Origin of the sequence: Rhizobium sp. 11_C7_N12_5 (genome assembly GCF_051811145.1) — a bacterium.
In the GTDB taxonomy this organism is placed as follows: domain Bacteria; phylum Pseudomonadota; class Alphaproteobacteria; order Rhizobiales; family Rhizobiaceae; genus Rhizobium; species Rhizobium lusitanum.
In genome coordinates this window covers 365,996-390,171 of the sequence record NZ_JBPWPY010000001.1, presented here as the reverse complement: position 1 = coordinate 390,171, position 24,176 = coordinate 365,996, and the positions used below count along the sequence as shown (strand labels likewise).

24 protein-coding genes are annotated in these 24,176 nt (G+C 61.5%); 9 read left to right on the top strand and 15 right to left on the bottom strand.

Annotated elements, in window-relative coordinates; all coding sequences use genetic code 11:
• Positions 1–33: 33 nt before the first annotated feature.
• The 3 genes from AB8B29_RS01850 to AB8B29_RS01840 are packed head-to-tail and all read right to left on the bottom strand — an operon-like array spanning position 34 to position 3,555.
• Complete coding sequence (locus tag AB8B29_RS01850) at positions 34–900, bottom strand: patatin-like phospholipase family protein (protein WP_037200832.1); 867 nt, start codon at positions 898–900, stop codon at positions 34–36.
• A gap of 18 nt (positions 901–918) precedes the next feature.
• A complete protein-coding gene (gene rsmD / locus AB8B29_RS01845; RefSeq protein ID WP_037200831.1) occupies positions 919–1,485 on the bottom strand; it encodes a 16S rRNA (guanine(966)-N(2))-methyltransferase RsmD in 567 nt (188 codons plus the stop codon).
• 6 nt (positions 1,486–1,491) lie between these two features.
• Positions 1,492–3,555: a pseudouridine synthase gene (locus AB8B29_RS01840; protein WP_037200830.1), complete on the bottom strand. Its 2,064-nt coding sequence runs from the start codon at positions 3,553–3,555 to the stop codon at positions 1,492–1,494.
• A 72-nt stretch (positions 3,556–3,627) separates the two neighbouring features.
• Between AB8B29_RS01840 and AB8B29_RS01835 the strand changes: the two genes are divergently transcribed.
• Positions 3,628–4,086, top strand: a complete 459-nt coding sequence (locus AB8B29_RS01835) for a nucleoside deaminase (protein WP_037200829.1) — start codon at positions 3,628–3,630, stop codon at positions 4,084–4,086.
• A 113-nt stretch (positions 4,087–4,199) separates the two neighbouring features.
• On the opposite strand, the gene AB8B29_RS01830 is transcribed toward AB8B29_RS01835, so the two are convergent.
• The 8 genes from AB8B29_RS01830 to AB8B29_RS01795 all read right to left on the bottom strand — a co-directional run bounded on the left by AB8B29_RS01830 (position 4,200) and on the right by AB8B29_RS01795 (position 14,142).
• Positions 4,200–4,835 carry a hypothetical protein gene (locus AB8B29_RS01830; protein WP_037200826.1) on the bottom strand — a complete coding sequence of 212 codons (636 nt, stop codon included), beginning with the start codon at positions 4,833–4,835 and terminating at the stop codon, positions 4,200–4,202.
• A gap of 135 nt (positions 4,836–4,970) precedes the next feature.
• Complete coding sequence (ileS, locus tag AB8B29_RS01825) at positions 4,971–7,853, bottom strand: isoleucine--tRNA ligase (protein WP_047640428.1); 2,883 nt, start codon at positions 7,851–7,853, stop codon at positions 4,971–4,973.
• 297 nt (positions 7,854–8,150) lie between these two features.
• The gene (mctP, locus tag AB8B29_RS01820; protein ID WP_037200821.1) at positions 8,151–9,626 is read right to left on the bottom strand and encodes a monocarboxylate uptake permease MctP; all 1,476 of its coding nucleotides are present in this window, start codon (positions 9,624–9,626) and stop codon (positions 8,151–8,153) included.
• Positions 9,616–9,813 carry a DUF3311 domain-containing protein gene (locus AB8B29_RS01815; protein WP_034508488.1) on the bottom strand — a complete coding sequence of 66 codons (198 nt, stop codon included), beginning with the start codon at positions 9,811–9,813 and terminating at the stop codon, positions 9,616–9,618. Before AB8B29_RS01815 ends, mctP begins: the two co-directional genes overlap by 11 nt.
• Before the next feature lie 134 nt (positions 9,814–9,947).
• Positions 9,948–10,931: a bifunctional riboflavin kinase/FAD synthetase gene (locus AB8B29_RS01810; protein WP_037200818.1), complete on the bottom strand. Its 984-nt coding sequence runs from the start codon at positions 10,929–10,931 to the stop codon at positions 9,948–9,950.
• A 15-nt stretch (positions 10,932–10,946) separates the two neighbouring features.
• On the bottom strand, positions 10,947–11,795 hold the full coding sequence (locus tag AB8B29_RS01805) for a TIGR01459 family HAD-type hydrolase (RefSeq protein WP_047640429.1): 849 nt from the start codon (positions 11,793–11,795) through the stop codon (positions 10,947–10,949).
• Between the two features lie 92 nt (positions 11,796–11,887).
• Complete coding sequence (gene chrA, locus AB8B29_RS01800) at positions 11,888–13,324, bottom strand: chromate efflux transporter (RefSeq protein ID WP_052224379.1); 1,437 nt, start codon at positions 13,322–13,324, stop codon at positions 11,888–11,890.
• Positions 13,321–14,142 carry a sulfurtransferase/chromate resistance protein gene (locus AB8B29_RS01795; RefSeq protein WP_047640430.1) on the bottom strand — a complete coding sequence of 274 codons (822 nt, stop codon included), beginning with the start codon at positions 14,140–14,142 and terminating at the stop codon, positions 13,321–13,323. Before AB8B29_RS01795 ends, chrA begins: the two co-directional genes overlap by 4 nt.
• A 265-nt stretch (positions 14,143–14,407) precedes the next feature.
• Here AB8B29_RS01795 and groES point away from each other — a divergent pair, with 265 nt between their 5' ends.
• The 4 genes from groES (at position 14,408) to AB8B29_RS01775 (ending at position 17,450) form a co-directional block, all read left to right on the top strand.
• Positions 14,408–14,704: a co-chaperone GroES gene (gene groES / locus AB8B29_RS01790; RefSeq protein WP_034508496.1), complete on the top strand. Its 297-nt coding sequence runs from the start codon at positions 14,408–14,410 to the stop codon at positions 14,702–14,704.
• A gap of 76 nt (positions 14,705–14,780) precedes the next feature.
• Entirely contained in the window at positions 14,781–16,418 is a 1,638-nt protein-coding gene (groL, locus tag AB8B29_RS01785; protein ID WP_037200815.1) for a chaperonin GroEL, read from the top strand.
• Positions 16,419–16,641: 223 nt separating this feature from the next.
• Complete coding sequence (locus tag AB8B29_RS01780) at positions 16,642–16,833, top strand: hypothetical protein (protein WP_131512195.1); 192 nt, start codon at positions 16,642–16,644, stop codon at positions 16,831–16,833.
• A gap of 170 nt (positions 16,834–17,003) precedes the next feature.
• On the top strand, positions 17,004–17,450 hold the full coding sequence (locus AB8B29_RS01775; RefSeq protein WP_047560914.1) for a hypothetical protein: 447 nt from the start codon (positions 17,004–17,006) through the stop codon (positions 17,448–17,450).
• Positions 17,451–17,825: 375 nt separating this feature from the next.
• Here the strand turns inward: AB8B29_RS01775 and AB8B29_RS01770 are convergent, their stop codons facing one another.
• On the bottom strand, positions 17,826–18,533 hold the full coding sequence (locus AB8B29_RS01770; RefSeq protein WP_047560810.1) for a glutathione binding-like protein: 708 nt from the start codon (positions 18,531–18,533) through the stop codon (positions 17,826–17,828).
• A 212-nt stretch (positions 18,534–18,745) separates the two neighbouring features.
• Between AB8B29_RS01770 and AB8B29_RS01765 the strand changes: the two genes are divergently transcribed.
• A complete protein-coding gene (locus tag AB8B29_RS01765) occupies positions 18,746–19,189 on the top strand; it encodes a DoxX family protein (protein WP_037200811.1) in 444 nt (147 codons plus the stop codon).
• Between the two features lie 79 nt (positions 19,190–19,268).
• On the opposite strand, the gene hisG is transcribed toward AB8B29_RS01765, so the two are convergent.
• Genes hisG through hisS form a run of 3 tightly spaced genes read right to left on the bottom strand, consistent with a single transcriptional unit; the run spans position 19,269 to position 22,596 of the window.
• Positions 19,269–19,964, bottom strand: a complete 696-nt coding sequence (gene hisG, locus AB8B29_RS01760; protein WP_113119360.1) for an ATP phosphoribosyltransferase — start codon at positions 19,962–19,964, stop codon at positions 19,269–19,271.
• Positions 19,964–21,082 (bottom strand): ATP phosphoribosyltransferase regulatory subunit, encoded by a 1,119-nt coding sequence (locus AB8B29_RS01755; protein WP_037200806.1) that lies wholly within the window; start codon positions 21,080–21,082, stop codon positions 19,964–19,966. The genes hisG and AB8B29_RS01755 overlap by 1 nt, the downstream gene beginning before the upstream one ends.
• On the bottom strand, positions 21,082–22,596 hold the full coding sequence (hisS, locus tag AB8B29_RS01750; protein WP_113119359.1) for a histidine--tRNA ligase: 1,515 nt from the start codon (positions 22,594–22,596) through the stop codon (positions 21,082–21,084). Before hisS ends, AB8B29_RS01755 begins: the two co-directional genes overlap by 1 nt.
• Positions 22,597–22,721: 125 nt before the next feature.
• Between hisS and AB8B29_RS01745 the strand changes: the two genes are divergently transcribed.
• The 3 genes from AB8B29_RS01745 (at position 22,722) to copM (ending at position 24,134) form a co-directional block, all read left to right on the top strand.
• Positions 22,722–23,249, top strand: coding sequence for a 2'-5' RNA ligase family protein (locus AB8B29_RS01745; RefSeq protein ID WP_113119358.1), 528 nt, complete (start codon positions 22,722–22,724; stop codon positions 23,247–23,249).
• A gap of 69 nt (positions 23,250–23,318) precedes the next feature.
• Complete coding sequence (locus AB8B29_RS01740; RefSeq protein WP_113119357.1) at positions 23,319–23,690, top strand: hypothetical protein; 372 nt, start codon at positions 23,319–23,321, stop codon at positions 23,688–23,690.
• Positions 23,691–23,765: 75 nt separating this feature from the next.
• Positions 23,766–24,134 (top strand): CopM family metallochaperone, encoded by a 369-nt coding sequence (gene copM, locus AB8B29_RS01735; RefSeq protein ID WP_047560794.1) that lies wholly within the window; start codon positions 23,766–23,768, stop codon positions 24,132–24,134.
• Positions 24,135–24,176 lie beyond the last annotated feature (42 nt).

The window sequence follows — 24,176 nt, the reverse complement described above, 5'->3', positions numbered from 1 at the left end:
ATCTTTTGACAGGATGTTGGTTCGGAATAGCGCCTAATTCTTCGCTGTTATCACCCGGTCGAGGGCGAATTTCAGCTCGTCCTTGACGCCGGCTGACATCGCGAGAATCTCGCGCGCCTTCAGGAAGTCAAGCACACCGGTGCGGCCGACAGCCGGCCGCAGGAAGATTTGCGGTGCCTGCAGGCGCAGTTTCAAGGCGATGTTGGACTGCATGGTCAGCTGGCCGGCACCGAACAGGCTTTCGATGCGGTTCGGAATATGCCTGCCATTGCCTTCCGGGCCGCCGACGACGTCGATGCCGATGATGATATCGGCAAGCCCGGCCAGATGCTCATAAGGAACGGGGTTCATGATGCCGCCGTCGATCATCACCCGTTCGCCGAGTTTGACCGGCATGAAAACGGCAGGGATGGCAGCGGATGCGGCGAGCACCGGAAAAAGCTCGCCCTTTTCGATCACCACCTCGGCCTGCTCGTAATAATCCGTCGTCACCACTTTCAGCGGTATGTGCAAATCCGCAAAATTCTCAGGAAAGGTGGTCGGCAGGAAAGTACGCAGGATGCGTTCGAGATTGAACTGACCGAAGCGGATGCTGCGCATGTTTACCGGCCGCAAACTCCAGATCTTGTTGAGCACGGCGGGGCGATTGCCGACCGTTGCGAGGGTATGATCGCGGATTTCGGCGCCGCTCATGCCAACCGCCATGGCAGCGCCCATGATCGAGCCGATGGAAGCCCCGGCGATCGCAACGGGGCGAATGCCGAGTTCGTCCAGCGCCTCGATGATATGGATGTGGGCGAGACCCCGCGCGCCGCCACAGCCGAAGGCAACCGCCACGCTCGGCGTGCTGGAGACAGCAAGCGTATAGTCGCTGCCGACGAAATCAGCGTAGTCGCCCATCTTTCTCTCCTTCCCCCGTCAGGCCGCCTGTGGCTGATAACGGAAGAAATGCATCTTGCTGTCGCCGAAGGTCCGCTCCTCCAGAAACAGGAAATCCGACGGGACGGCAATCGTCACGTCTGCCCGCTCTTCGAGGATAGCCAGGGCGCCCGGCACGAGCCAGCCGCCAGCTGCGGCGGCCGCAAAGGCCTTCTCGCCCATCCCCTTGCCATAGGGTGGATCGGCGAAGAGAAAATCGAAAGGTTCGAGGTTACCGACGCTGCCGAGATCCGTCGCATCGCGCCTCAGCATGCGCGTGCGGCCGTGCAGGCCAAGCGCATCGATATTTTCCCAGAGCAAGCCACGGCCCTCGACACTGCTTTCGACGAAAAGCACATGGCGGCAGCCACGGGATGCCGCTTCCAGCCCGACTGCGCCGGTGCCGGCGAAAATATCCATCATCCGCGTGCCGTCGATGGCTTCGGGATAGGCGTGGCTCAGAATATTGAACAGGCTCTCGCGCGTGCGATCCGCCGTCGGACGAATATCGTTCGACTTCGGCGTTGCAAGAGAGCGACCGCGAAACTCACCGCCGACGATCCTCACCGCGCGTCAACCCTTTCCGCCCTTGGGGCCGCCCCTACCAGGGCCGCCACGGCTCGGGCCGCTGCGACTTGGGCCACTGCGAGTTGGGCCACCGGACGGACGGCCCGCGCCGCCGGGCTTGCCTGAGAAACCGCGCGAACCGCCAGGCTTTCCAGCCGGCTTGCCGCCGAAGGATTTGCCGCCTCCCGGCTTTTTGCCGAAGGGCTTGCCGGCCGGCCGGTCACCGAAAGAACGTTCGCCCTGCGGGCGATCACCAGCGGGCCGGTCGCCACGCGGCGGACGATCCCCAAATGGACGATCGCCGCGAGGACGTTCGGAACGCTGCTCGCCATCGAACGATCTTGCGCGCGGACGTTCCTCGCCCTCGGCGCGGGGCCGGCGGTCGTCACGGGGACGGTCGCTGAATGGCCTATCGCCACGGGGCTTGTCACCATAAGGGCGAGCACCGCGCGGCTTATCGCCAAAGGGACGGTCGCCACGCGGCGGGCGATCCCCGACCGGGCGCTCACTACGGGGACGCTCGGAGCGGGCTTCGCCCTGGAAAGATTTCGCGCGGGGACGGTCACTACCCTCCGGCCGCGAGCCACGTTCGCCGCGGGGACGATCGCTGAACGTCCGCTCGCCACGGGGCTTGTCGCCAAAGGGACGGTCACCACGGGGCTTATCGCCGAAAGGACGGTCGCCACGGGGGCGATCTGAGCGCTTGCGATCGGAGCCTTCGTCATCGCCGCGCGACTTGCGCGGTGCTTCCTCGCTCGAACGGATCCATTCACCATCCGCCTCGTCGACGCGATTGACGCGAACGCGGGGGCCTTCGTCCGGACGGTCGAAACCGCTGCGTTGCGGACGCTCGGGCTCGCCGCGCTTGGCGGCGGTTCTGGTATTCTTGGCAGCTTTCGCGGCAGCCTTTTCGCCGAGCGGACGGGCACCGGGCGCCATCCAGACATTGGCGCTGCGGCGCGACCCGAGCGGCTGGCGCTTCGGGCGGTCATCCTCCTTGCGGCCGCCTTCGCGGCGTCCCTCGTCGCGACGATCGTCGCGCTTGGTGTCGAGGCGGCTCAAGGCGCGCTCGCGCTTGTCCTCGGGACGCTCGCGGTCACGCCTCGGGCGCTCTTCCTTTGCGGTGTGTGCTGCCGGCTTAGCCTCGGCCTCATCCTCGCCGGCAACCGCCGGGGCATTGTAGAGCGGCGCATCGAAATTCGCCTTGGCGTCTTCGACCAGACGCGGGCCGAGCTGATCGCGCAGCGTGCGGCCGCGCACTTCCAATACGCGACCCTCCGGCAGATCGCCAAGCTGGAACGGGCCGTAGGAAATGCGGATCAGACGGTTGACCTCGAGGCCGAGCGCGCCGAGCACGTTCTTGATTTCGCGGTTCTTGCCTTCGCGCAGGCCCATGGTGATCCAGACGTTGGATCCTTGCGTGCGGTCGAGCGTCGCCTCGATCGAGCCGTAGAGCACGCCGTCGACGGCAATGCCTTCCTTCAGCTTGTCGAGCGCGTCCTGATCGATCTCACCATGGGCGCGCACGCGGTAGCGACGCAGCCAGCCGGTGGTCGGCAGTTCCAGCACGCGGGCGAGCCCGCCGTCGTTGGTCAACAGCAGCAGGCCTTCGGTGTTGATGTCGAGGCGGCCGATCGACATGACGCGTGGCAGTTCTTCGGGCAGGTTGTCGAAGACGGTCGGGCGCCCTTCCGGATCGGCATTGGTGGTCACCAGACCGGCCGGCTTATGGTAGAGCCACATGCGCGTGCGCTCGATGCCGCGGATCGGCATGCCGTCCACTTCGATCTTGTCCGTGAGGGTCACGTTGACGACCGGCGTATCCAGCAGCACGCCGTTCAGCCTGACGCGGCCGTCCATGATCATGCGCTCGATGTCGCGGCGCGAGGCCACGCCGGCGCGCGCCATCACCTTGGAAATGCGTTCCGCCTTTCCGTCTCCGGCTACTGTCTCATCCGTAGCGCGGGCTACCGCGGCCTTTACCGGCTTCGCGCCATCGCGTTTTATCGTCTGCTTGTCGCCAGCAAAGGGTTTAGACCCAGGCCGCTTGGGCTTGTCATTCATTGTCATTTGTTGTTTGCCTGAATTTTTAAGGCGTGTTCCTATCAGGTCGCGCCCTTGCGGTTAAGTGGAAAATCTTGAATGGCGGCTACAAATCAATTCATGGAGCTTGCGCTGGCCGAAGCGCGCAGCGCCGGCGAACGTGGCGAAGTGCCGATCGGCGCTGTCCTCGTGCTTGACAACCGGGTTGTCGCCAAGGCCGGCAATCGCACCCGCGAGCTCAACGACGTTACCGCACACGCTGAAATCGTCGCCATCCGCCTGGCCTGCGAGGACCTGGGGCAAGAGCGTCTTGCGGGCGCCGATCTGTACGTCACGTTGGAGCCTTGCACCATGTGCGCCGCTGCGATTTCGTTTGCGCGCATCCGCCGCCTCTATTACGGCGCCGAGGATCCGAAGGGAGGCGGCGTCGACAATGGCGTACGCTTTTACCATCAGCCGACCTGCCATCACGCGCCGGAAGTCTACTCCGGTATCGGGGAAACAATATCTGCCGAGATCCTCAGAGGCTTCTTTCAACCGAAACGCTCCGAAGGCTGAAAAGCGGCGGCTTACAGCGCCGCGCGGCGCTGCAACACTTTAAAATGCTGCATAATTTTCCCTAATCGATTCCTATTTAGAGAATTATGCAGGAAGGCCGCCCTGTGAACTGCTTATTGGAAGGGCTTCCACCAACTGCTGTTGTTGGTCTGCTGTGCGGCTTCGGCGTCCTTCTTGCGCTGCTTTTCCTTCTTCGACTCGGGCGTACCGACATCGTTGAGGGCAGTCGGATCGGAAACCTGACGATATTGCTGCGGCGGGTCGATCAGGTAGCGGCGCTGGTCGATATAGGTGCCGGCCTGATCCTGACGCGCGGCGCGATAGGCCGCCGTCTGCTGTGCTTCGGTCATGCGGTTTTTGGTGCTGTCGGCCTGAGCCAGCGGCGAACGATAATTGACGTCGTTCTTTTTCTGGTCGGCTTCATCGGCAAGACGCTTGCGTGCGTCTTCAGGCGATTCCAGCCAGGCCGGATTATCCTTGCTTGCCAGCGACTGCTGCGGCTGAGTCAGGTTGGCCTTGTCCTTGTCGGGAGGAACGACCAGACCGGGGCGGTTCGGATATTTCACGCCCTTGTCCTTCGGCGTCGCGGCCGAAATGGAAGCGATATCGCCAAGATCGTCCAGAAGCTGCACACCTGCCGTCTTGTCGGTGCCGTAAGTCGGGCTGCTGAGGCAGCCAGACATCACGCCGCAGCCAATCACAAGTGCCGCCAAGCTGACGCCGACACGAACGCTATGCATCGCTCTCATGAAAACCCTTCCCAGCCATGCCGGAACAAAATGTAGCAGAACCCCATTCAACGGGAACTGCCGTAAAAATCAGGCCATTTTCAGGCAGCTTTTACCGGATGAACGCCGCAAAGGCAATTCACCCGGCAATTTTCTTCAGTTGACAGCCATCAATTCGCGCAGGGCCGCGGCGTCACGCGCCGAGACATCCGGGTATTGGGGATCGGAGCCGACATCGGTGGTGATGCGCCAGGAGCGGGCGCATTTGCGGCCTTCGGCAAGCTTCGGCACGACGCTGACCTTGGCGGCATCATCGAGACGGAAAGCATCCGCCGGGCCTTCACCACTCTCGATCGTGATGCCCGAAGTGATGCAGATTTCCGAGAAATCCTGTCCTTCAAGCACCTTCAGCAGCTCCGGATCGGCGACATAGACGACCGGGGCAGCTTCCAGCGACGAGCCGATACGCTTGTCCTTGCGCTCGATTTCCAGCGCGCCGGTGACGACGCTGCGCACGGCACGGATCTTCTTCCACTTCTCGGCCAGGGCCTCGTTCTTCCATTCGACTGGTACGGCGACGAACTGTTCGAGATGAACTGATACCGCCGACGGATTGCGCGACAACCACGCCTCTTCCGTCGTGAACGGCAGCATCGGCGCCAGCCACGTCACCATGCAATCGAAGATAGTGCGGATGACAGCGAGCGACGCACGGCGGCGCAGGCTCGACGGCGCGTCGCAATAGAGCGCATCCTTGCGAACATCGAAATAGAAGGCCGAGAGTTCGACATTCGCGAAATCGATGAGGGCGCGGGCAATGCGCTTGAAGTCGAAGGCGTCGTAGCTTTCGCGCACCAGCTCATCGAGCTCGGCGAGGCGATGCAGCATCAGCCGCTCCAGCTCCGGCATGTCGGCGTAAGCGATCACTTCGCCCGTGTCGTGCGCCAGGGTGCCGAGCATCCAACGGATGGTGTTGCGCAGCTTGCGATAGGCATCGACATTGGTCTGGATGATGGCCTTGCCGAGACGCTGATCCTCCCAATAGTCCGTGGTCATGACCCAGAGGCGCAGGATATCGGCGCCCGCGTCCTTCATCACATCCTGCGGGGCGACGACGTTGCCGAGCGACTTCGACTGCTTGCGGCCCTGCTCGTCCATGGTGAAGCCATGCGTGACCACCGTGTCATAAGGCGCGCGGCCACGCGTCGCGGCACTTTCGAGCAGCGACGAATGGAACCAGCCGCGATGCTGGTCCGAGCCTTCGAGGTAGACGTCCGCCGGCCACTTGAGGTCCGGACGATCTTCCAGCGTGAACGTATGGGTCGAGCCCGAGTCGAACCAGACATCGAGGATATCCATGACCTGCGTCCAGGGCTCGTTGGCCTTCTCGCCGAGGAAGCGCTCGCGGGCGCCGTCTGCGAACCAGGCGTCAGCCCCCTCGCCTTCGAAGGCTTCGAGGATGCGGGCATTCACGCCGTCATCCTGCAGGATGTTGCCCTGCTCGTCGACGAAGATGCAGATCGGCACGCCCCAGGCGCGCTGGCGCGACAGAACCCAGTCCGGGCGCTGCTCGATCATGGCGCGCAGACGGTTCTGGCCGGCAGCAGGCACGAAGCGTGTATCGTCGATCGCCTTCAGCGCGCGCGACCGCAGCGTGGAGCCGTCCGCGAAGTCCTTGTCCATGTAGACGAACCATTGCGGTGTGTTGCGGAAGATCACCGGCTTCTTCGAGCGCCAGGAATGCGGATAGGAATGCTTCAGCCGTCCGCGCGCGAAGAGCGTGTTCGTCTCGATCAATGCCTTGATGACGAGATCGTTGGCATTGCCCTTCTTGCCGTTGTCGTCCATGACGCGGCCGCCTTCAAACCCGGGGGCATCGGCGGTGTAGAAGCCGGCGTCATCGACGGGGAACGGGATGGTGGACGAGATGCCCCGCGCTTCGAGCGCACGCGCATGTCCCGTCCACGCGTCGAAGTCCTCGCGGCCGTGGCTGGGTGCGGTATGCACGAAGCCGGTACCCGCATCGTCGGTCACGTGATCGCCGTCGAGCAGCGGCACCTTGAACCCGTAGCCGAGCGAAGCCAGCGGATGCGCGCAGGTGAGCGCTGCCAGATCGTCTGCGGTGACATCGTTCAGGCGCTTGTATTGTAGCTTTGCCTTGGCGAAGGATTCCTCGGCCAGCTTGTCGGCAAAGACCAGCTTCTCGCCGGGGCGCGGGCCAAAATCATTGGCGGCTTCCGTCACTTCGTAGAGGCCATAGGAAACGCGCTGGGAATAGGCGATAGCGCGGTTGCCGGGGATCGTCCAGGGCGTGGTCGTCCAGATGACGACAAAGGTCCCGGCAAGCTCGGCCGGGCCTTCAACGACCGGGAACTTCACCCAGATCGTATCACTCTCGACATCGGCATATTCGACTTCGGCTTCCGCCAGCGCCGTGCGCTCGACCACCGACCACATGATCGGCTTGGAGCCACGATAAAGCTGCCCGCTGCGGGCGATCTTCAAGAGCTCACCGGCGATACGGGATTCCGCATGGAAATTCATGGTCAGATAAGGATTATCGAAATCGCCAACGATGCCGAGGCGCTTGAACTCCTCGGATTGGATCTTGATCCAGCCGGCGGCAAAATCACGGCATTCCTGGCGAAACTCGTTCACCGGAACCTCGTCCTTGTTCTTGCCCTTCTCGCGGTATTTTTCCTCGATCTTCCACTCGATCGGCAGGCCGTGGCAGTCCCAGCCGGGAACGTAGTTGCTGTCATAGCCGCGCATCTGGAACGAGCGGGTGATGACATCCTTCAGGATCTTGTTGAGGGCATGGCCGATATGGATGTGGCCATTGGCGTAGGGCGGGCCGTCATGCAGCACGAACTTGTCGCGGCCGGCGGCGGAGGCGCGCAGCTTTTTGTAGAGATCCATGTCCTGCCAGCGGCTCACCAGCTCCGGCTCCTTCTGCGGCAGTCCAGCGCGCATCGGGAAATCGGTTTCCGGCAGGTAAAGGGTCTTGGAATAATCCATCTTTTCAGCGGTATCGGTCATAGTTCTGACAATTGCCTCGGTGTCTCGGGCGTCTTGCGCCAAACAGGCGCAGCCATATGGGGATTTTTCGGCGGCGGAAAGCGCCTCGGGAACGGGCGCCAAGAACCCGGACCTCCCGGCAGCTTAAAGCGCGCGGAAGGCCGGGCCAATAATTCGTATCGATAGGCTCAGCCGAAATTGGGTCATGATCGCCGGTTCATAGGCGTTTTTTCCAAGGAAAGGAAGAGGAAACAGTGCCGGCAACGCACAGAAAGGCCGCGGACGTTTCCGCCCGCGGCCGACAGGATATTGCTTCGATCAGGCGTGTGCCGTCGCCCGCGCCGGCATGACCGCATTGAGGATCACCGACACAACGATGTTTGCTGCCAGCGCCAGCAGCCCCGTATAGACGGTGAAGCTTGCGTCTCCGAGCGCGACTATGTGCAGCGGCTTCCAGCCGGCATCCCACACGAGGTAGGTCCCGCCGAAGAAGCCGACGAACCAGCCGGCAAGCAGAGCCGGCGCGCGGAACCACTTGGTATAGAGGCCGAAGACCAGGGCCGGCAGCGTCTGCAATATCCAGATGCCGCCCAAGAGCTGCAGATCGAGCGCGAATTGCGTCGGCAGGAAAATGATGACGAGAAGCGCACCGACCTTGACGACGAGCGAGGTCATCTTGGCGACCTTTGCCTCACCGGCATCGGAAACCTGCGGATTGATGTAGGCCTTCCAGAAGTTGCGGGTGAAGAGGTTGGCGGCACCAATGCTCATCACGGCGGCGGGAACCAGCGCACCGATGGCGATGGCCGCAAAGGCAAAGCCGGCAAACCAGCTCGAGAACAGCGACTGGAACAGCGCCGGAACGACATCATTGGGGCTATCCAGCTTCAGATGTGCCGCGTGGCCCATATAGCCGAGCAGGGCCAACAGGCCGAGCAGCAGCGTATAGGCCGGCAGCAACACGGCATTCTTGCGGATGGTATTGCCGCTGTTGGAGGCGAAGATGCCGGTCAGCGTGTGCGGATACATGAAGGCCGCGAGCGCCGAGCCGAGCGCCAGCGTCGCATAGGCGACATACTGGTTGCCGCCGAGCAGCAGGCTGCCTGCCCCCTTGGCCTGGAAGTCCGCATCCGCGGCGGCAAAGACATTGGCGTAACCGCCGAGTTTCGCCGGAATGAGCGCGATGGCGGCAATGACAACGATGTAGATCATGATGTCCTTGACGAAGGCGATCAGCGCCGGGGCGCGAAGGCCGGCCGAATAGGTGTAGAGCGCCAGGATGATGAAGGCGACGGCGAGCGGCAGTTCGCCGTGAAGCCCGAGGGCCTTGAACACTGCCGTCATGCCAACGAGCTGCAAGGCGATATAGGGCATGGTGGCGATGACGCCGGTGAGCGCGACCGCCAATTCGAGCGCCCGCGAGCCGTATTGGCCGTGCACGACATCGCCCGCGGTGACGTAGCCGTGATCCTTTGCCCGCCTCCAGAGAAGCGGCATCACCATGAAGACGAAAGGATAGACGACGATGGTATAGGGCAGCGCGAAGAACCCATAGGCACCGACCGTGTAGACCAGGGCCGGGACGGCGATCACGGTATAGGCCGTGTAGAAGTCGCCGCCGACGAGAAACCAGGTAATCCACGTGCCGAAGGTGCGGCCGCCAAGGCCCCATTCGTCAATATGGGCAAGGGTCTTCGGCCGGCGCCAGCGCGCGGCGACAAAGCCCATGACGGTCACGAGCGCCAAGAAGAAGATGAAGACGGCGAGTGCGGTCGGATCGATCTCAGTCGTCATGGCGCATGCTCCGATAGGCGATCCACGTCAGGACAGCGGTGATCGGCACCCAGGCCAGCTGATACCAATAGAAGAAGGGGAAACCGAGCAAGACCGGATCATGGCTGTTGTAGAAGGGGACCCAGAGCAAGCCGATATAGGGAATGACGAGCAGCCAGCAGGCCGCCGTTCCAAAGCGTTTATCCATTCGAATACCTTTCGGAGACTGGCGCGCCGACTCACGCCTCATCGCCGATAAGGATTAACGCATATGAAGGTTGGCTCAAGGCAAAAAAATGCTGCGGTGCGGCACGCTTCGCCCAGCCAACCCCTTGCATGATATCAGGAAAAGGCGATGCAGCGATCGATTTCGCCAAGCGGCTGGACACCGGCGAGCAGCGCCCTCGCCTCATCCTCGTCCTTCCTGATCTGCGCGACCAGCGCATCTAGGCCGTCGAACTTCAGTTCGGGGCGGAGATAGCCGAAGAAGGAAACCGAACAGATCTGGCCGTAGAGGTCGCCGCTGAAATCGAAGACATAGGTCTCGAGCAGCGGCGCGCCGTTGTCGGTGACCGTCGGACGGCGGCCGTAGCTCGCAACCGCGTCGCGGATGACGCCGTCCGCTGCACGGAACCGCACGGCGTAGATACCGGCCTTCAGCGATATTTCCGGCGGAAGCTGCATATTGGCTGTGGGGAAACCGAGCGTGCGACCGAGCTTCTCGCCGCCGATGACAGGCGCTTCGACGGTATAGCGGTATCCGAGCATGCCGGCGACCTGGCCCACGTCTCCCTCGGCCAACAGCGTGCGGATGCGGCTCGAGGAGATGACCTCGGTATTCTCGTCGCGAAAGGCGTCGATAAGCGTCACGCCGAAACCATTGTGGCTGCCGGCGTTCATCAGGAAGGCGGGGCCGCCCTGACGGTCGTGGCCGAAATGGAAATCGAAGCCGGTGACGACTTCCGAGGCATGCAACCAGTCGATGAGGATCGAATGGACGAATTCATCCGCCGAGCGCTGCGAAAAGGTACGATCGAACGGATATTCGATGACGGCGTTGAAGCCGAGGGCTTCCAACAAGCGCGCCTTCAGCGGTGCCGGCGTCAGGCGGAAGACCGGCCGATCCGGCTTGAACACGGTGCGGGGATGCGGCTCGAAGGTCAGCACCAGAGCTGGAACGCCCCGCTCCCTGGCGATCTCCAGCGCCCGATCGAGGACCGACTGATGACCGCGATGCACACCGTCAAAATTGCCGATGGCGATGACGCCGCCCTTGAGATCGTCGGGAAGCGGGTCGCGGGTCTCGTTGCGATGGAAAACGGTCATCGTCTGCCACTCCGGTCAAGCAAGGCGCGGCATCCACCACTTCGGCGAGGCCTGCTCGCGCGCCAGGAAGGCGCCGAGTGCGGCTTCGTCGGTGTGACCGTCGACGACGTATTCGCGGGCGTGGATGCCATGGCTGATGTAAAGAAGATCGAGGCCGTAATCGAGCGCGCCGCGCACGTCGGTCGGCATGCCGTCGCCGATGGCGACGACGCGCGACAGCGGGAATTCGCTTCGCACCTCGCGGGCTGCCGCAATCGCGGCTTCGTAGATCGGCTGATGCGGCTTGCCGGCGATCCGCGTCTGCCCGCCGAGCCGCTCGTAATAGGCGGCCATGGCGCCGGCGCACGGGATCATCCGGTGGCCGCGCTCGACCACGAGGTCTGGATTGGCGCAGATGAGCGGCACCTTGCGGGCAGCCCAAGCCGTCAGCATGTCGGTATAATCGTCAGGCGTTTCAGTCTCGTCGTCGAAGAAGCCGGTGCAGACGATGCTTTCGGCTTCGCCCGCCTCGACACGCTGCACGTCGAGCCCTTCGAGGATGCCGATGTCACGCTCCGGCCCCAGCAGGAACACTTTTTTCGGACCCTCGGCGATCAGGCTGCGGGTGACATCGCCCGATGTGACGATGCGGTCATAGGCACTGTCGGGAACACCGATCACGCGCAGCTGCTCGACCACCCTCGGAGCGACGCGCGGGGAATTGGTGATGAGCACGACGGTCAGACCCTGGGTGCGGGCCGCTTCCAGCGCGATGGACGCTTCCTTGTAACCGGAGACGCCGTTATGAAGCACGCCCCACACATCGCAGAGCGCAACATCATAAAGTCCGCCGATCTCGCGAAAGCTTCCGATACGTTTGCCCATGCGGTCCTCGCGTCAAATAAATCACGGGCTGACATCGCAAACCGGCCGGCAAATTACAAGAGCGATACGCAGGTTTTTGCGTCGCACGGGGCTCAAGCGGCAAGCCGGAGCAGGGAACCCGCCACGGCGGAAACGCCGAGCACGGTGGCAACACCGGCGCGCTGACGGAAAACCAGGACGGCCGCGAGGACGAAGAGCAACAGCGCCGAAATATCAAGGGTGCCCCAATTCGGCCACGCGATACCAGCGATCGGTACATTGGCGAAATCGCCGCCGTCAATCCTGACGGGGTGACTGAACAGCACCAGCCGATCGACATTCGCAAACAGCACATGCAGCCCGAACCAAACCGAAAGGTTGGTCATAACGCCGACGATGGCCGCCGTGATGGCGGCAAGCGCGCCCGAAAGACCCGCATGGCCGCGCAATTTTTCGATGTAAGGCGCACCGGCGAAGATGAAGAGGAAGCTCGGCGCAAATGTCGCCCAGGCCGCGAGGCTCGCTCCGAGAAAGCCGCCAAACAGAGGATCGAAGCCGAAGGGATTGCGAAATCCCGCCATGAAGCCAACGAAGCACAAAACCAATACGAGGGGCCCAGGAGTCGTCTCGGCAAGTGCGAGACCATCCAGCATTTCGCCCGGCTTCAGCCAGGCATAATGCTGTACCGCCGTCTGCGCGACATAAGCCAGAACAGCATAGGCGCCGCCGAAGGTGACGATCGCCATGCGTGAGAAAAAGGAGAAAATGGCGCCGAATACGCTTGTTTCACCGCTGAGCGCCTCGGAGACGACATCCTGTGGACCGTGCAGAGCATGCACCAACAACAGTGGCGCCTGCCAGATCAATACCCAAAGCAGGATCGTCAGGACGGACGCCTTCGCTTGAGCGCCTCCGAGCCATCCGAAGCGGCTGGTTGGCGCCGTCAGGCGCGGCAATCGTGGTCGCCACTGTTCGTCACGCCAGGCTCGATAGAGGACCCGCCCATATCCGGTAAGGCCGGCCAGCAGCACGACCATGGGAAAGGGCAGATCGAAGATGAAGAGAAGGACGAAGCTGGCAATCGCTATCGCCACATGGAAGCGGCTCTTGAGGGCACGGCCGCTCAGCCGCATCAGCGCCTGCAAGACGATCGCCAGCACGCCCGCCTTGATGCCGAAGAAGATCATGGCAAGCAGGCTGGTGTCATGGAAAATGGCGTAGAAAGCCGAAAGCGCCAGAATGACGACAAAGCCCGGCAGGATGAACAGCAGACCGGCAATCAAACCGCCGCGCCAGCCATGCAGCAGCCAGCCGATGTAAGTCGCAAGCTGCTGTGCCTCCGGGCCTGGCAAGAGCATGCAGTAGCTCAAGGCATGCAGGAAGCGCTGCTCATCGACCCAACGCCTCTCGTCGACGATCATGCGATGCATGAGGGCGATCTGCCCGGCCGGGCCGCCAAAGCTCAAGGCGCCGACGCGCGCCCACACGCGTGTAGCTTCGCTGAGGGACGGGCTCGCAACCAGATCGTCAGCCAAAACGGTTTCGCTCACGATCTTCTTGCTCCATGCGATACCCAATCATGCTTTTCCTGGGTCGCGTCTCGCGACCAGCGATAAAGCGCGTCATAACACAACATGCCCGCATCCAACTGTTCGATATCGTCAGCAAACATGCGCGACAGGCCGAGCGAAACGGCAAGCAAGCCAGCCGCCTGCGGTTCAAGATCGAGCCGGTTGGTATCGGCGCCCCTGATGATGCGGGAAAGATGGTGAAGAGCCGGGAGGTCGAGCCGGAATTCTTTCACCATGGTATCGAAAGTGCATTCCTCCTCGCGGTGGCTCCAGAATACCCCCTCCACATCGAAGGGTGTCGCGCCGAAGCGTTCGGCGACGCCGTCGACTTCCTGAGCCGTCACGAAGAGAAACGAAGCGCCGGGATCAACGAAGCGGCGGATCAGCCAGGGACATGCGATACGATCGATCTTCGGCCGGGCGCGGGTTACCCACACGGTTGCACCGGACGCGTTGGCATCGGGCAGGATCGAAACCGGGATCAACGGCAATCCTGCCGCCCGCCAGGCGTCGAGACCGCCATCGAGGATTTCCGCCGCGGCACCAGCCAGCCGCAGCCAGGCGGCGACGCCTTCGCTGAGCTTGCCGCCGTGCTGACAGAGGCAAACGACATTCCGGTTGTGAAATTCGGCGGCCCAAGCCTGAACATCCTTGTAATCCCGGCGGCGCGAGGCCGGCACCAGACAGGGATCGGCGTCGAAATCCTCGACGCTGCGAACGTCGAGTATCGCGGGCGCTTTCGGCGTACCCAGCAGACGAAGAAGCTTTTCGGGGGTGATGGCGCTGAACGAAGTCATGTTACGTCCCTTCCAAAAGAGATGGACGCGAAACTCCGGCATGACGCCTCGTGGGGTATCCGCAAACCCCATGCCCACGATTTTCCGGCAAAACCGGCAGCAAGTCAATGAAGAGCGGTTTGAAAAAATTCACGGGCACGTTCTTGACTCGTTTGCTAGCCACCCCTAAATCACCGTCGCTAGCACTCGCCAATGCTGAGTGCTAACACAGCCCATACGGATCCCCCGCTGATCCGTGAATGTCATTTGATCGAGGGATTAGACAATGGCAAGCACCAATTTCCGCCCCCTTCATGACCGCGTCGTCGTTCGTCGCGTCGAGTCCGAAGCAAAGACCAAGGGTGGTATCATCATTCCCGATACCGCCAAGGAAAAGCCGCAGGAAGGCGAAATCGTCGCCGTCGGCTCCGGCGTTCGCGATGACTCCGGCAAGATCGTCCCGCTCGACGTCAAGGCCGGCGACCGCATCCTGTTCGGCAAGTGGTCGGGCACCGAAGTCAAGCTTGACGGCGAAGACCTTCTCATCATGAAGGAAGCCGACATCATGGGCATCATCGGCTAATCCAGCCGGTTTCCCCTTTTCCGATACAGCTGACGGGCCATAAACCCGGACAATGCGAATTCAGGAGTTTTTAGACATGGCAGCTAAAGAAGTAAAATTCGGCCGCAGCGCCCGCGAAAAGATGCTTCGTGGCGTCGATATTCTCGCCGACGCAGTCAAGGTAACGCTCGGCCCGAAGGGTCGTAACGTCGTTATCGACAAGTCCTTCGGCGCTCCGCGCATCACCAAGGATGGCGTCACGGTCGCCAAGGAAATCGAACTCGAAGACAAGTTCGAAAACATGGGCGCCCAGATGGTCCGCGAAGTTGCTTCGAAGACCAACGACATCGCCGGCGATGGCACGACGACTGCAACCGTTCTCGCCCAGGCCATCGTTCGCGAAGGTGCCAAGGCAGTTGCAGCCGGCATGAACCCGATGGACCTGAAGCGCGGTATCGATCTCGCCGTTTCAGAAGTCGTCAAGGATCTCCAGGCCAAGGCCAAGAAGATCAACACGTCAGAAGAAGTCGCACAGGTCGGCACGATCTCGGCAAACGGCGAAAAGCAGATCGGTCTCGATATTGCTGAAGCCATGCAGAAGGTCGGCAACGAAGGCGTCATCACGGTTGAAGAAGCCAAGACCGCCGAAACCGAACTCGAAGTCGTCGAAGGCATGCAGTTCGACCGTGGCTACCTCAGCCCCTACTTCGTGACCAACCCGGAAAAGATGATCGCCGATCTCGAAGACGCGTTCATCCTGCTGCACGAGAAGAAGCTCTCGAACCTGCAGGCCATGCTCCCGGTTCTCGAAGCCGTCGTTCAGACCGGCAAGCCGCTCCTCATCATCGCTGAAGACGTCGAAGGCGAAGCTCTTGCAACGCTCGTCGTCAACAAGCTGCGTGGCGGTCTGAAGATCGCTGCCGTCAAGGCTCCTGGCTTCGGCGATCGCCGCAAGGCCATGCTTGAAGACATCGCCATCCTCACGGGCGGCACTGTCATCTCCGAAGACCTCGGCATCAAGCTCGAGTCGGTCACCCTCGACATGCTCGGCCGTTCCAAGAAGGTTTCGATCTCCAAGGAAAACACCACGATCGTCGACGGCGCCGGCCAGAAGTCCGACATCGAAGGCCGCGTTGCCCAGATCAAGGCTCAGATCGAAGAAACCTCTTCCGATTACGACCGCGAAAAGCTGCAGGAACGTCTTGCCAAGCTCGCTGGCGGCGTTGCCGTGATCCGCGTTGGCGGCTCGACGGAAGTTGAAGTGAAGGAAAAGAAGGACCGCATCGACGACGCTCTCAACGCGACGCGCGCTGCTGTTCAGGAAGGCATCGTACCGGGCGGTGGTATCGCTCTCCTGCGTTCCTCCACGAAGATCACCGCCAAGGGTGAGAACCAGGATCAGGAAGCCGGCGTCAACATCATTCGTCGTGCGCTGCAGGCGCTGGTTCGCCAGATCGCTGAAAACGCTGGTGACGAAGCTTCGATCGTTGTCGGCAAGGTTCTCGACAAGAACGAAGACAACTACGGCTACAACGCTCAGACGTCTGAATATGGCGACATGATCGCCATGGGCATCGTCGACCCGGTCAAGGTTGTCCGCACGGCTCTGCAGAACGCAGCTTCTGTTGCTTCGCTGCTGATCACCACCGAAGCCATGATCGCCGAACTGCCGAAGAAGGACGCTCCGGCTATGCCTGGCGGCATGGGCGGCATGGGCGGCATGGACATGATGTGATAGGGCATCGGCCCAATCACAGGAATGTCCATAAAGCTTCGCCCATGCATCTTTGATGCTTCAGGCCGTCAAGCGGCCTGAAGTGGCGGCATGGACATGATGTGACAGGGCTTTAGCCTTATTACGATTGTTCAATCCGGCATCCGGAATTGACGAAGGGCGGCCCTCGGGTCGCCCTTTTCATTTGTGCCGAAACAGTTTTGATGCAAGTTCGGCAAGTTTCATGGCCATGCAAATTTACGCAAACTGCCCCATTGCCGTTTTCAAAAAAGTCCCTATAAATCCCAGCGCAGCGATTTTAGAGGGTAAGCTGCAATGCACACAAATTTTACTTATTTTCGGCACGATTAATCAGCGCCTGCGTACAATCATGACATCATGGAATGATGGCGTCCGGATTTATTACTTGAAATGACTTCATAGACGGGATCGACAACCCGAAAAGCATGGCGAAAGACGGAATCAGCGGAGATGCGGCTCTGCTTTTCCTGAAAGCGCGACATGCGGGGGAGACGTTCCATCCGAAGATGGACGGAATTCGAATGAAGCGCGCTCGGGGGACCATGCGCTCAAGTGAGGATCATATTGTTCAAGATTGCCAAGGCCAATTTTTCCGCACCCTTTGCTCCCGGCTCGCTGGAATTCGAGGGGCATGATCCCGATCTTCTGGCGCAGTTTTGCGTTTCCGAAGGTTGGACGGGCGACCTGTCGAGCGGCATCATCCGGCTCGGTCAGTGGAGCACCATGCTGCACGGGCTGAGCTCCTCGGAATGCGGTCTCTTGAGCCTGATGCATTGCTATGATGCGCATGATCGCATCCGCATCCTCGATATTTTCGAGCAAGGGGCTACCGCTGCATCCTGCTTCTGCTACTCAACGACGATCCTTGGTACCGGCGGTCATCGCCAGCCAATCTTCTGCGTCGGCGAATCCATCGCCGCCGACGGAAAACATGCCGGCAGCCTGGTCGGCGTCTTCCTGTTTCCGCGCTTCAAGCTGGAGCCGGGCAGCCAGTTGGCCATCCGGCAGTAGAAGCCACTGTCGATGATGGTCAGGTGAATTTACCATCGTCTCACTTGCGGGACCGCCCCTCACCCCAACCCTCTCCCCGCAAGCAGGGAAAGGGAGTTTCGTCCTCTAAAATCGGCACCTTCATTGCTGAGTGAGATCCCGCCGCAAACGCGGGACCGACCCCCTCGCCCCGTCTACGGCAGGGGAATCGCATATGAGATGAGATCGTCGCCGCACAACCCCTTCTCCCCTCGGGGAAAAGGGGCTTACGGCACTGGCATGCCCCATAAGCAATTGCCCTGCCGTCTACGGGGAGCGTGCTGGCGTGAGAGGCCAGGCACATGGACGCGACAAAGACGGACCTGACCGACCTGCTCCCGAGGAGATCGGAGCCAATCAATCCCGCTTTGGAATGTTCAACCCGCGCTGGCTCGCCGGACGTGCAAGAGCGCGCTCCAGCCAGCTCATGACCGAGGGGAAGCTCTCGAATTCGAGAACGTCCCGGCCGCCATAAAACACATCGACGCCGCGAACCCACGGAAACGTCGTGATGTCGGCAATGGTGTATTCGTCGCCCATGATCCACTGGCGCCCCTTCAGGCGCTCTTCCAGAACCCCTAAAAGACGCTTGGCCTCGTCGCGATAACGTTCGACCGGATAGGGATTGTTGGCGACCTTATCAGCCGCAAACTTGAAGAAGTGGCCGAACTGGCCGAACATCGGACCAATGCCGGCCATCTGGAAGAAGACCCATTCCAACACCTCGTAACGGCCGGCCGCGTCCTTGGGCATAAGCTTGCCGGTCTTCTCGGCGAGATAGACCAGGATCGCACCGGACTCGAACAGGCCGATCGGCTTGCCGTCCGGACCATTGGGATCGATGATCGCGGGAATGCGACCGTTCGGATTCAGCGAAACGAATTCCGGCGACTTCTGGTCGTTGGTGCCGAAGGAAACCAGATGAGGCTCATAGGGCAGACCCAGTTCCTCGAGCGCGATCGACACCTTGACGCCATTTGGCGTCGGCAGCGAATAGAGCTGGATGATATCCGGATTACTGGCGGGCCAGCGCTTCGTGATTGGAAAAGACGACAGATCGGCCATGGGGGCTCCTTCCAAGATTATGATTTTGGCGGATGAATTTGCGTCAACATAACCGATACGGAGCCGATGGGAAGAGTGCTGAGCGTCAGCATTGTTCACTGATTGTGAACTAATTGTGCGCAGTTGTTTATCTTTTCAATCTCCCAAAAATCACGAATATCCGTCTCCAGAAATTGTCGCCACCGACCCAACCGCTTTCATTGGAGACTATCATGTCCAACACCAACAATATCGTCATCCTCGTGGCGCGCATCCTGCTCGCCTTCATGTTCATCTTCGCCGGCTTCGGCAAGCTGACCGATCCGGCAGGCACCGCCGGCATGATCGCCGGCGCCGGCATGCCCTACGCAACGCTGCTCACCTATCTCGCCGGCACCTTCGAATTCGTCACGGGCGTTTGCGTCCTCATCGGCTTCCAGGTCCGCATCGTCGGCTGGTTGCTCGCCGCCTTCTGCGTGTTCACCGGTGTTATCTTCCACCTGCCGACCGTCAACGTTCCGGACTTTCCGGCTGCCGCCAACGGCTGGATCAACGGCCTGAACTTCGTCAACTTCCTGAAGAACGTCACGCTCGCCGGCGCCTACATCATGCTCGCCACCAACGGCGCAGGCGTCTATTCGCTCGACGCACGCCGCGGTGCTTACGCCACCGCTTGATTGCAGCGCATCTCCCAGGACTAAAAAAGCCCGCCGGATCGCTCCGGCGGGCTTTTTTCATGCGTGAATATCCAAAAAATCAGAGCGCGGCACGCACCGCCGCGACGATGCGCTGAACCATGGGGTTGCCCTCGTGGCTTTGCTTGCGGGCGCGAACGAGGCACGCCTCCGAGCGCAGGATGACGCCATCAGACAGAACCTTGAGATGGTTCGCCCTCAGCGTCGAGCCGGTGGAGGTAATGTCGACGATGATATCGGCGGAGCCGGCGGCCGGCGCACCCTCGGTAGCGCCGAGGCTTTCGACAATGCGATAGAGCTGGATGCCGTGCTGGCTGGAGAAGAACTGCTGCGTCAGCCGCCAATATTTGGTGGCGACCGTCAACCTGCGGCCATGACGGGCGCGGAAATCGGCGGCGACATCGCCGAGATCGGCCATGGTGTCGACATCGAGCCAGATGTCAGGCACGGCTACGACGACATCGGCATGGCCGAAGCCGAGGCGGGCTGAGAATTCGACGCGGCGATCCGCCTCCGCCATGCCCTCACGCACGAGGTCCTCGCCGGTGACGCCGAAATCGACGCTGCCATTGCCGAGTTCACGCGAGATTTCCGAGGCAGACAGGAAGGCGATCTCGACATCGTCCCAACCCTCGACGCGCCCGCGATAGGAGCGGTCATTGCCGACGGCGACAATGGGCATGCCGGCGCGTTCGAAGATCGCCGAGCAATCGTCCTTCATCCGGCCCTTGGAGGGAAGCGCAATGGTGATCGTCATCAGGCTGCCCTCGCGGTTTCGATGCGGTCGAGCCAGAGCGCAAAGCCGACGGCGGGGATGTGATCCCTAGCACCGAGCAGGGTCAGCAATCGGTCGAAGCGGCCGCCGCCGGCGAGCACCGCCGTCGATCCCTCCACCGTCGCCTCGAAGACGAGGCCGGTATAATAGTCGAGCGGGCGGCCGAAGGCGGCGCGATATTCGATCATCGATGTATCGACCCCGGCATTGGCGAGCGCCGCGACACGGGCATCGAAACCTTCCAGCGCCGCGCCCAGCTTCAGGCCAGCCGCGTCGGCAAAGCCGGCCAGCGCTGCAGACGCGTCCGCCAGCGGCAGGCTCAACGACAGAAACTCTTCCAGCACGCCGAAGGCGGCATTATCGAGACGGGTTTCCGACAGAACCAGCTTCTCGCGAAGACGGCGAGCGATCTCCTGTGGCGAGCGGCTGGCATTGGTGGAATAGCCGGTCGCCTGCATGGTGTTGTCGATATGAATGACCAGCCCCTGCTCGTCGCCGCGATTGAGGAAATCGAGGGCATGCGGATCGAGCCCGGTGACCGGATGCGGGCTTGCCAGACGCGCCAGCAGGGTTTCGAGCTGCATCATGTTGCCGAAGGCATGGATCAGCCGCTTCTGCCAGCCGGAGGGCAGACCGAGGGCCTGGACGACCGCCTCGAACACGGCCTGGTCGCCCAGCGTCACCGACAATGCCTTGCCGGGGACCAGGCGGTTGAGGATGGCGATGGCATCGCCGATGGCGCGCGCATCGGCGCTTGCCGTATCGCGGTCGCCGAGATCTTCGATGCCAGCCTGATAGAATTCATGGCCGCCCTCGCGGCGCTGGCGAAAGATTTCACCCAGATAGGAATAGCGCTTCGGCGTGCCGGTCGCGGTTTCGATGTGGCGCAGGCACACGGGAATGGTGAATTCCGGACGCAGGCAAAGGCTGGCGCCGGTCTCGCTTTCGGTCATGAAGATGCGGCGGCGAAGGTCTTCGCCCGCCATGTCGAGAAACGGCTCAGCCGGCTGGATGATGGGCGTGTCGACCCGCTCCGTCCGGCGGCCGGTAAATTCGGCAAGGAGGTCACCGGCAAAATCCGGAAGGTTGATCAGGGCCATCAGCCCGCCCTCTTCCTGTCTTCCGCCTGTGCCGCCAGTATTTCCTGTACCTTGGCGACCAATTCTGCCTCCGGCACAACGTCCTGCGCGACGCGGGCTTCGCGCCAGCTGGCATTGTCCTCGATTTCGCCGGAGAGGCGCTTGCCCTCGATCAGGTCTTTGAGCTGAACGACGCCCTGGGCGCGCTCATCGCCGCCCTGGATGATGGCGATCGGGCAGCCGCGGCGGTCGGCATATTTCAGCTGGTTGCCGAACTTCTTCCAGTTGCCCTGGAACATCTCGGCGCGGATGCCGGCGGCACGCAGCTGCTGCGTAAAGCGCTGATAGCGGCCCATGGCCTCGACATCGCCGTCCATGACGGTGACGAGGACCGGAGCGATCACCTCGTCCTGGCCGAGCTTACCTAGGTTCTTCAGGGCCGTCATCAGACGGGAGACGCCGATGGAGAAGCCCGTGGCCGGCACCGGCTGGCCCATGAAGCGCGAGACGAGCCCGTCATAACGGCCGCCGCCGCCGACCGAGCCGAAGACGACCTTTTCGCCCTTCTCGTTGGTGACATCGAACAGCAGCTCGGCCTCATAGACCGGGCCGGTGTAATATTCGAGGCCGCGCACGACGGAGGGGTCGATCTTGATGCGATCAGCCTGATAGCCGGCGCTTGTGACGAGGCTGCCGATGAAATTCAACTCCTCGACGCCCTCGCCGCCATTCGAGGTGCCGGCGACCAGCTCGGCGAGCTGGACGGCGCTTTCGGCATAATCCTTGATGCCGACAAAGAAGAGCACCTTGTCGATCTGCTCGACATCGAGCCCGGCGCCCTTGGTGAAATCGCCGGATTCGTCCTTGCGGCCGGGTCCGAGCAGCAGTGCCACGCCTTCGGGACCGAACTTGTCGAGCTTGTCGATGGCGCGCAATACGTTCAACCGCTGGCCGGCCTTGTCGGCGCCGCCAAGGCCGATCGCTTCCAACACGCCATCCAGAACCTTGCGGTTGTTGACGCGGATCACATAGTCGCCGCGCTTGATGCCGAGGGCTTCCAGCGTATCGGCCATCATCATGCACATTTCGGCATCGGCCTGTACGCCCGGCGCGCCGACGGTGTCGGCATCGAACTGCATGAACTGGCGGAAGCGGCCCGGGCCTGGCTTCTCATTGCGGAAGACATAGCCGGCGCGATAGGTGCGATAGGGAAGCTGGATCTCGTTGAAGTTCTCCGCGACATGACGAGCGAGCGGCGCCGTCAGGTCGTAGCGCAGCGACATCCATTGCTCGTCATCGTCCTGGAGCGAGAACACGCCTTCGTTGGGCCGGTCGCTGTCGGGCAGGAACTTGCCGAGCGCATCCGTATATTCGAACAGCGGCGTTTCGACGGGATCGAAACCATAATGCTCGTATACGCTACGGATCTTTGCGGTCATCTCGTTGACGGCGCGGATATCGCTGACCGAACGATCGACAAAGCCGCGCGGCAGGCGGGCCTTGAGCTTCTGTGGTTTCTTCTGCTTGTCGCTCATCTGTAGGGTAATCCGGTACGGGAACAGTGGCGGTTAACTAGCGGATTGGGCGGAATGCGGCAAGGATTGTTATATGTTAGCGCCTAGCAAAACCGACAAAAGCTAGAGAGGGCGACAGAGACGCCATGCCATACGCGATCGTTCTGAAATGTTCGAATGCCACCGCCGCTCCTGTCTTGGATCTCTGGCGAGCGGCCAGCGGGTTCGAAAGCATCCCGTCCATGGCGCGTCTGGACGATCCTCCGCATCTGACCTTCGCCATCTACGAGGACATTCTGCCGACCGTTCTCTTCGCGACGGCCCAAAAAGTGTTCGGCAATATGCCGGCCATATCGATCGAATTTGCGGATATCGGCCATTTCCTCAACGAGATGCTGGTTCTATGGGCGCGTCCCGCCGACGATCGAGTTCTGAGACAAATGCATCGCGCTATCCATGACGACATCGATCCCTCTCTCTGCCACGAGCACTACCGCCCGAACCGTTGGCAACCGCATTGCACCATCGCCATGAGCATTCCGGCTGCTTCGGCGGCGCAAGCACTGGAATGGGCTGCGAGAAAACGTTCGGGATTCACCGTGACCTTCGATGCCGTCGATTGCATCAGCTTTCCTCCGGTCGAAATCATCAAGCAGGTCGAACTGCGGCCCTGATCGCCACACAATGTCGCGCCGCTGCAATTTGCACTTGCCTTCGAAGCACGCGCAGCTAGGTTCTTGCTCATGCGCTTCTTCGCGATCCTGACGATGTTGATTGCCTGGCTGTTCTACGGTGCCATGCCGGCGCTGGCGAGCTGTCCTATCTGCGATTCCGTGATGGCGATGCCGGCTGCATCCGCGATGAGCATGCACGGCGATATGCCTGGCATGGCAGGTCATGGCGACATGGCTCAGCACGAGGACAGGAAGCCGGAAAATCCTTGTGCCGGCGGCATGGCGCATGTGCCGTCCTGCGCGGCCTGCCTGGCCGTGACGCCAGTGCTTGCGGCTGCCGACAGCAGGCAGGATGCATTCTCCTATCCGGTGCCGGCATCCGGCCAACGTCTTGCCGGCTCCCGCCCGGAGCCGACGGCGCCGCCGCCCCGTTTCGCCTGACGACCCTCTGTTTTCATCGCAAGAGCGGGTTCTCCGCTCAAATTCAGATATCGTCCAGAAATGGAAAGGACGCCTATGTCTATGTCAAGAACCCTTATCCTCGCCGGCGCTTTCGCCTTTGCCTTTACCCTTCCCGCCCTTGCCGACGACATGTCGGGCATGGACATGAGCAAGCCGATGGGCGACCAGGGCGCCTCCAGCAAGGCCTTCAACAATGCCATGGGCAAGATGCACAAGGACATGATGATCACCTATAGCGGCGATGCCGACGCGGATTTCGTCCGCGGCATGATCCCGCACCATCAAGGCGCGATCGACATGGCCAAGGTGGAGTTGAAATACGGCAAGGATCCCGAACTGCGCAAACTGGCGGAGGCCGTCGTCACCGCGCAGGAAGCCGAGATCAAGGAGATGAAGGCCTGGCTGAAGAAGCACGGCAAGTAATTTCGCGAGAACGGGAGGCGGCACGCGAGCGCCGCCTCCCTT